The 7,844-nt window shown below is 63.8% G+C and carries 7 protein-coding genes; 5 read left to right on the forward strand and 2 right to left on the reverse strand.

Annotated features, from left to right (window positions below; all coding sequences use genetic code 11):
• Positions 1-195: 195 nt before the first annotated feature.
• Both NKJ57_RS25955 and NKJ57_RS25960 read left to right on the forward strand, forming a co-directional pair.
• Positions 196-1,344: a histidine kinase dimerization/phosphoacceptor domain -containing protein gene (locus NKJ57_RS25955; protein ID WP_352513000.1), complete on the forward strand. Its 1,149-nt coding sequence runs from the start codon at positions 196-198 to the stop codon at positions 1,342-1,344.
• Positions 1,341-1,790 (forward strand): response regulator, encoded by a 450-nt coding sequence (locus tag NKJ57_RS25960; protein ID WP_023668313.1) that lies wholly within the window; start codon positions 1,341-1,343, stop codon positions 1,788-1,790. Before NKJ57_RS25955 ends, NKJ57_RS25960 begins: the two co-directional genes overlap by 4 nt.
• A 3-nt stretch (positions 1,791-1,793) precedes the next feature.
• Here the strand turns inward: NKJ57_RS25960 and NKJ57_RS25965 are convergent, their stop codons facing one another.
• Positions 1,794-2,705, reverse strand: coding sequence for a dienelactone hydrolase family protein (locus NKJ57_RS25965; protein ID WP_352512998.1), 912 nt, complete (start codon positions 2,703-2,705; stop codon positions 1,794-1,796).
• 272 nt (positions 2,706-2,977) lie between these two features.
• Between NKJ57_RS25965 and NKJ57_RS25970 the strand changes: the two genes are divergently transcribed.
• Positions 2,978-3,118 (forward strand): hypothetical protein, encoded by a 141-nt coding sequence (locus NKJ57_RS25970; protein ID WP_352512996.1) that lies wholly within the window; start codon positions 2,978-2,980, stop codon positions 3,116-3,118.
• A gap of 220 nt (positions 3,119-3,338) precedes the next feature.
• Here the strand turns inward: NKJ57_RS25970 and NKJ57_RS25975 are convergent, their stop codons facing one another.
• A complete protein-coding gene (locus NKJ57_RS25975; protein ID WP_502902058.1) occupies positions 3,339-5,678 on the reverse strand; it encodes a glucose/quinate/shikimate family membrane-bound PQQ-dependent dehydrogenase in 2,340 nt (779 codons plus the stop codon).
• Positions 5,679-5,920: 242 nt separating this feature from the next.
• On the opposite strand from NKJ57_RS25975, the gene NKJ57_RS25980 reads away from it, so the two are divergent.
• Positions 5,921-6,757, forward strand: a complete 837-nt coding sequence (locus NKJ57_RS25980) for a DUF2059 domain-containing protein (protein ID WP_352512992.1) — start codon at positions 5,921-5,923, stop codon at positions 6,755-6,757.
• Positions 6,758-6,837: 80 nt separating this feature from the next.
• Positions 6,838-7,844 (forward strand): ATP-dependent helicase (locus NKJ57_RS25985; RefSeq protein WP_352573784.1); only part of this gene is annotated, 1,007 nt, incomplete at its 3' end.

The following is a 7,844-nucleotide window of genomic DNA, read 5'->3' on the forward strand; positions in this document are numbered from 1 at the left end:
TTTCTATAGGTCGGCGCCAGCCCTGCTTTCAGCGAATCGGCTACATCCGACAACCTTCAAAAACCGTTCATTTCGACAGTTTGCGCAACCGGCGATTCGGTTTCGCAAACGGCTGCCTGCGACAAGAAGATCAAGATTGAACCAATTCCACGTCTAAGCCGTTGTGACCCCTGAAAAACGGCTTGGAGTGAAAGCATGGACTGGAAAAGGACCAGGGAACCGGCCGACGCATGGCACATGACGGACAATCTGCATGCCGAGCACGGCAAGGGCGATCCGTTCGCGGCCGCCATCCGCGCCACCCGCATGTCGATGGTTATCACCGATCCCCGTCAGGCGGACAATCCGATCGTCTTTGCCAATGACGCGTTCCTGCGCCTGACCGGCTATGAGCGCGACGAGGTCATGGGCAAGAACTGCCGCTTCCTGCAGGGGCCAGAGACAGACAAGGCAGCTGTGGCTAGCGTGCGCGACGCGATAGCAGCGGGAACCGATATCGCCATCGATCTGTTGAACTACCGTAAGGACGGCTCGACATTCTGGAATGCGCTCTACATCAGCCCGGTTTCCAACGACAAAGGCGAACTCCTGTTCTTCTTTGCCTCACAGCTCGACGTCTCCGATCGCAAGCGCTCCGAGCATCGCATCACCGCCGACAAGAACCGCTTTGAAAAGGCTGTCAAGGAACGCACGCGCGAGCTTGAGGCCGCCCTTGAGGCGCAGACCACGCTGCTGCACGAGGTCGACCATCGGGTGAAAAACAACCTGCAGATGATCTCCTCGCTGATCATCATGCAAAGCCGGGCAATCAAGGATGAAGCGACAAAGCGATCGCTGACCACCATGCTGGAGCGCATCGAGGCGCTGAGCACGGTGCATCGCCGTCTCTACCAGTCAAAGGATGTCAGCCGCTTCGATGTCTCGGATTTCGCCAGGGATCTGGTCACCGACCTGCTGACCGCATCCGGACGCGCCGAGATCAAGCCGACGCTGGACCTCGAACCCATCGTCATTCCGGCCGAAAAAGCCACGCCTGTTGCCTTGATGGTCAATGAGCTTGTCACCAACGCGCTGAAGCATGCCTTCAAGGAAAAGCCGGACGGCACCACCGCGGGGCGCATCGGCATCAAGATGAGCCAGCCCGACGGCCACTTCAACATCGAGGTTTCCGATGACGGCGTCGGCATGGCCGAGGCCAGTGGCGATGCTTCTTTTGGCATGCGGCTGATCAAGTCGCTTGCCCGTCAGTTGCATGCCGACATCGAATGGCGCGACGCCGGCCCGGGCACAAAGGTCGTCATCTCGATGCCGAACGAACCGCAGCAGAAAGGGAAGCTGTCATGAACGAACCGCTCAAGGTCCTGATCGTCGAGGACGAGGCGTTGCTGGCGATGGAACTGGAAAGCCTCGTCGAGGAAGCCGGCCACAGCGTTGTGGGTTGGGCGACATCCTTGGCCGAAGCAAGAGGTATGATTGATACCGCCGACGCCGATATTGCCTTTGTCGATATCCACCTCGCCGACGGACCAACCGGGGTCGAGGTTGCCGAGCATATCCGCGAGGGTAACCGTTCCATGGTGGTGTTCATGACCGCCAATCCAAAACGCATCCCCGACCATTTCGCCGGCGCGATCGGCGTCATCGCCAAGCCCTACACGATGAACGGACTGGTGTCGGCGTTGCGCTATCTGCAGGAGGGCGTGCGGCGCCCGCCCCCGGTCTCGGTGCTGCCGGCCGGTTTTACGCTGTCGCCGGCCTATGAGAGCGTATGGGCGTCGTCGGCGGCCTGAAGCCTACGCCAGCTTCTCCTTGAGGAAAGCGACCGTCCGTCCCCAGGCGAGATCGGCTGCCTTCTTGTCGTAGCGCGCGGCCGAGGTGTCGTTGTTGAAGGCATGGTTGACGCCGTCATAGACATAGAGCGTGTATTCGACATGGGCGGCGTCGAGCGCTTTCTTGTAGGCATCGATGCCGGCGTCGATGCGCTCGTCTAGCCCGGCATAGTGCAGCAACAGCGCCGCCTTGATCTTCGCCACATCCTCCGCCTTCGGCTGCATGCCGTAATAGGCGACGCCGGCGGCGAGATCGGGCGCGTTGACCGCCAGATTGTTGACCGTGCCACCGCCCCAGCAGAAGCCGACAGCACCGACCTTGCCGTTGCCGTCCTTCTCGCCCTTGAGATAGGCGATGGTCGCCAGGCCATCGGCGGTGACCTGGCTGGCGTCGAGCTTGGTGAACATGTCGCGCGCCTTGTCTTCGTCAGCGGGCGTGCCGCCGAGCGGCGACAGGAAATCCGGCGCCAGCGCCACGAACCCTTCCAGCGCAACGCGCCGCGCCACATCCTTGATATGCGGGTTGAGCCCCCTGTTCTCATGCACCACGATGACGGTGCCGAGCTTGCCGGACTGGTCCGCCGGCCTGACCAGATAGCCCTTCATCTCACCGCTGCTGCCGGAATAGGTGATATCTTCAGCCTTCACGCGCGGATCGTTGTCTGCGACGATTGCCGCCTGCGCCGAATTGGCCGCAAGCAGCGGCGCGATCGCGGCCGCCGCCGCGCCCGATCCGGCAAGCCTGGTCAGTTGCTCCATGAAGCGGCGGCGGTCGAGCGTCAGATGCGTGTATTCGTCATAGGCATCGATCATCGCCTGGGTGATGGCAGGGCCTTTGACGGCAGGCGTAGCGGCTTCGGCGATGGGTTTCGTCATGGCGTGCTCCTCGTTAGGAGATGACCTCACGGTCATCTGGAAATGACCTCGCGGTCATTCCGGGATGACCTCGAGGGTCAAGATAGGGTGGAAGCTCTCATGGTCCAGTCACGGATGGGTGACGCTTGCGCCTCGAACGATGCGGCGGCCCGCGGAACGCGCGCATCACATTTTGGTCATTTCAGAGAATGTCGATGGTGCCGCCACAATATGGAAGGACGCTGATGATGGTCTCGCCCGTAGCGGCGAGCCCGACGAGAAGGAACAACGCCATGACCTTGTCCACTCCGATCGTTGCAAGCGCGCTCGTGCTTGCTGTTGCTGCCTTGCTGGCAATGCGCTCCGCTGCTGCCGCAGCCGCCGCTCGGATGGTGAAGGTCCGCGTCGAGCGACGTCGGCCGTCACCACGCTGACCCAGCAGGCCGAAACAGGGCCGCAGCTAACCAATGAAGTACTGGGCTCCGTGCCCAGCTTCAAAAGGCCATCTCTTACGCAAGCTGACCAAGGCTGGTGCTGCCCCTCATCGCCCTGCCGGGCACTTCTCCCCGTATAGATGCCGGCAGGCAGATGAGGGGCGGCGCGACATTGCCAGAATATCTGCCGGGCCGATCACTTACCTAAGTCACATCGCTGCTACTTCGGCAGCGTATAGGCCATCACATAGTCGCCCGGCTTGGTGCCGACCGAGCCGTGGCCGCCGGCGACGATGACCACGAACTGGCGGCCGTCGGCGACGGTGTAGGTCATCGGCGTCGACTGCCCACCAGCCGGCAGCCTGGCCTGCCAGAGCTGCTTGCCCGATGTCAGGTCATAGGCGCGCAGATAGTCGTCGACCGCCGCGCCCAGGAAGACGACACCGCCGGCGGTGATCATCGGCCCGCCAATGCCGGGAACACCGACCTTCAGCGGCAAGGGCAACGGCGTCATGTCGTAGACGGTGCCGTTGCGGTGCTTGTAGGCGATCTTGCCGGTTCTGAGGTCCGCTCCCGCCACATAGCCCCATGGCGGCGCCTGGCAGGGCACGCCGAGCGGCGACAGGAACGGCCCCATCACCACCGCATAGGGTGCGCCCTCATTGCGGTTCAGCCCCTGCTCGCTGCCGCGCCCCTCATCCGGCGGCGGCACCTGGTCGCGCGGAATGAGCTGCGATTTGAACGCCAGATAGGTCGGCATGCCGAACATCACCTGCCGCACCGGATCGACGGCGACGCCGCCCCAGTTGAATGTGCCGAAATTACCGGGATAGACCAGCGACCCCTGCACCGATGGCGGGGTATAGCGGCCCTCGTAGCGCAGGCCCTGGAATTCGATCCGGCAGGCCAGCTGGTCGAACATGGTGATGCCCCACATGTCGGCGCCGGTCAGCGGCCTCGGATTGAAGGAGAGATCCGAGACCGGCTGCGTCGGCGACGTGTGATCGCCCTCGACAGCGCCGCCCGGCGCCGGCACTTCCTTGATCGGGATGATCGGCTCGCCGCTGCGCCGGTCGAGCACGTAGAGGTCGCCCTGCTTGGTCGGTCCAACCAGGCCCGGAACGACGCCGGCAGCGGTGGTGATGTCGACCAGGGTCGGCTGTGCCGGCACATCCATGTCCCAGAGGTCGTGATGCACGGTCTGCCGCACCCAGCGCAATTGCCCGGTGGCGAGATCGAGCGCGGTGATCGAGGAGGAAAACTTCTCGACATTGGCGCTGCGGCCCATCCCGAGCTGGTCCGGCGTCTGGTTGCCGAGCGGCACATAGAGCAGGCCGAGCTTCTCGTCGGCGCTCGCCGTCGACCACATGTTGGGCGAGTTGTGGGTGTAGGTCTGGCCTGCCGCCAGCGGCGTTGTCTGGTCCGGATTGCCGGAATCCCAGTTCCACACCAGGGCGCCGGTGTCGACGTCGAAGGCCCGGATGACGCCGGACGGCTCTTGCGTCGAATAATTGTCGTTGACCGCGCCGCCGATGATGATCTTGCCGCCGGCAATCAGCGGCGCCGAGGTCGAGTAATAATAGCCCGACTTCGGATACGGCATGTTGGTCAACAGATTGAGCGTGCCGGCCTCTGCGAAGGACGCGCAGACCTGGCCGTTGGCGGCGTCGAGCGCGATCAGCCGCGCATCCGACGTCGGCAGGTAGACGCGCGTCGCGCAAGGCTGGCCGGCGGCGATCTTGGCATCGGCATAGTAGGACACGCCGCGGCAGGTCTGGTGCTGGCGGTCCTTGTCGAGCTTGATCTTGGGATCGAAACGCCATTTCTCCTTGCCGGTGGCGGCATCGATGGCGATGGCGAAATTGTGCGGCGTGCAGATATAGAGCGCATCGCCCACCTTCAGCGGCGTCACCTGGTAGGTGGTTTCGCCGACATCGTCCGGCCCTTTCACGTCGCCGGTCTGGTAGGTCCAGGCCGGCTGCAATTTGGCGACATTGTCGGGCGTGATCTGGTCGAGCGGCGAATAGCGCTGGCCAAATTGCGTGCGGCCGTAGAAGTGCCATTCGCCCGGAGGCACGTTGCCGCCGAGATCGGCAGTCGGCGTCACCTTGTCGGCGCTGAGGTCGCCGGCGATGTCCTTGGGATCGGCCGTCATCGAATAACCGGCGACGGCGAGCGAAGCGAGCACGGCCAGAATGAGCGGCGCTCGCGCGTCGGGGCCGGTCAGGCCCCGCCTTGCCCAAGGCGTCAGCAGCCACAGCGCCAGAAGCACGATGATGCCGCCGCGCGGTCCGAGTTCCCACCAGTCGAAGCCGATTTCCCACACCGCCCACGCCAGCGTGCCGAGCACGATCGCCGCGTAGAGCCAGAGCGCCGTCGATTTGCGCCGGAAGAGCAGCCATGCGGCGATGAGGAAGGCGAGACCGGTGACGACATAGTACCAGCTGCCGCCCAGCATCGCGAGCCAGACGCCGCCGCCGCCAAGTGCGAGGCCGATGAGGAACAGGATGAGGGAGGTGATGACGACAGCCAAGACGATACTCCTTCGACTGATGCGCATTCCGCGACGCGGCCATGGGCAAAGCTATGCCAATCCTGCCCCCGGCGGTACAACCTTCTCCCGGCCGCCGTGCCTGTCAAGCCGCCGGGGAGCGATCCATTGCGAAACCAAAAGGCCATGCCGCAGGCTCTCTTGCGTAACAGGGCGTTTTTCGAGGCCACACGCCAAGGTGGCAATCCCGCCTTGCCGGCATCCGGGTTTTCCAGCAGTCTGCTTTGGACCAACCATCAGGAGCAACCAGAGTGACGTCATTCGCCTCGCCTCTGACGCGCGTAGTCCTTGTCCTCTGTAGCTTCGTCGCGCTCACGGCCGGCACAGTGGCCGCGCCGGCACAGACGCTGAGCGAGATCAACAAGGCAAACGGCTTTCACGAGATGCTGATGGGCATCGGTCCCGGGATCGCCGCAGCCACGAAATCCATACCCGAACAGTTACCGGCAAATTTCCAGGACGCCTTGTCGGTCGCGCTGGAAGGCGCCTTCGACGCAGTCAAAATGGAGACTGCCATCGAATCGCGGATGACGGACAGGCTGTCGGCCACCGATCTGTCCGACCTCGCAGCGTTTTACGCTTCCCCGTTGGGCAAGCACGTCACCGCTTTGGAAATTCAGTCGTCTGGGCCGGAAGGCAGGCAAAGCAAGAAGACAGAGGGCAAGCAAATCCTCGCCGAGCTTCCGACCAAGGATCCAGCCCGGCTCGAATTGTACCGCAAGATCATCGACGATATCAGCGCTGTCGACACCGGCGAGGCGATAGCGCTGAACATGAGCTACGCGATGGTTACGGGGATGCTGGGCGCAGCCGGAAAGCCTCTGTCGGACGAACAGATCATGGTGCTGGTGCGTCAGCAATCCGTGAAAATTCGCCAGAACATCGAACAGAATGCCATGCAGGGTAGCGCTTATACGTACCGGGATCTCCCGCTCGGCGATCTCAGACTGTACTCGACATTCCTGGCGTCACCCGCGGGCAGCCGCTATTACGACCAGATGCTGACGGCCTTTGGCATGGTGATGACAGAGGAAGCGCGCTCGTTCGGACATCGATTGTTCGTCGCGCTCGGTTACCGAAAGGCCTGAGCCGCGGTATCGGGGACTTTAGCAGAACAAAACGTAGACACTTCTGGTCTTTCGCTCCCGAATCACTACATTCGGGGGAGATGTCCGGCTTTGCGGAAGACATGCCCTTTTTCGACGAACCCAATGCGCGGCCCGCGGGCCCGTCGGGCATAGCCGCGCGCGCCATGGCGGCCCGCAGCGGCCCCAACAGCGCGCCCGATTATCTCAACGGCCTCAACCCCGAGCAGCGGCTGGCGGTGGAAACCACCGAAGGCCCGGTCCTGGTGCTGGCCGGCGCCGGCACCGGCAAGACCCGCGTGCTGACCACCCGCATCGCCCATATCCTGGCCACCGGCAGGGCTTTCCCCTCGCAGATCCTGGCGGTGACCTTCACCAACAAGGCCGCGCGCGAGATGAAGCAGCGCATCGGCCATCTCGTCGGCGAAGCCGTCGAGGGCATGCCGTGGCTCGGCACCTTCCACTCCATCGGCGTCAAGCTCTTGCGCCGCCACGCCGAGCTGGCCGGGCTCAAATCCGATTTCACCATCCTCGACACCGACGACGTCGTACGGCTGATCAAGCAGCTGATCCAGGCCGAAGGCCTCGACGACAAGCGCTGGCCGGCCAAGCAGTTCGCGCAGATGATCGACGGCTGGAAGAACAAGGGCCAAGGCCCCGCCGACATTGCCGAGGGCGACGCGCGCAGCTTCGCCAACGGCAAGGGCCGGGAACTCTACAAGGCCTATCAGGAGCGGCTGAAGACGCTGAACGCCTGCGACTTCGGCGATCTGCTCTGCCACCCGATCCGCATCTTCCGCGCCAATCCGGACGTGCTGAAGGAATACCACAAGCGCTTCAAATACATCCTCGTCGACGAATACCAGGACACCAACACCGCGCAATACATGTGGCTGCGGCTGCTGGCGCAGCGGCCTACCTCCCCCTCGATGGGGGAGGTCGCGCCGCGGAGCGGCGCCGGGGGGGGGGGGGGCGCCCGCCCCCCCCCCGGGGGGGGGGGGGGGGCGGGCCCCCCGGGGGGGGGGGGCGCGCCCTCCCCCATCGTGGGGGAGGTAAGAGTGCGCGATCTTGACGACCGCCAGCCAGGCAT

Origin of the sequence: Mesorhizobium sp. M0077 (assembly GCF_040322955.1) — a bacterium.
GTDB lineage: Bacteria > Pseudomonadota > Alphaproteobacteria > Rhizobiales > Rhizobiaceae > Mesorhizobium.

Excerpts from the sequence above, each read along its gene's own strand:
- NKJ57_RS25965 (WP_352512998.1), bottom strand. The coding sequence starts at position 2,705 with ATGACGAAACCCATCGCCGAAGCCGCTACGCCTGCCGTCAAAGGCCCT.
- NKJ57_RS25975 (WP_502902058.1), bottom strand. The coding sequence starts at position 5,678 with ATGCGCATCAGTCGAAGGAGTATCGTCTTGGCTGTCGTCATCACCTCC.
- NKJ57_RS25955 (WP_352513000.1), top strand. The coding sequence starts at position 196 with ATGGACTGGAAAAGGACCAGGGAACCGGCCGACGCATGGCACATGACG.
- NKJ57_RS25970 (WP_352512996.1), top strand. The coding sequence starts at position 2,978 with ATGACCTTGTCCACTCCGATCGTTGCAAGCGCGCTCGTGCTTGCTGTT.
- NKJ57_RS25960 (WP_023668313.1), top strand. The coding sequence starts at position 1,341 with ATGAACGAACCGCTCAAGGTCCTGATCGTCGAGGACGAGGCGTTGCTG.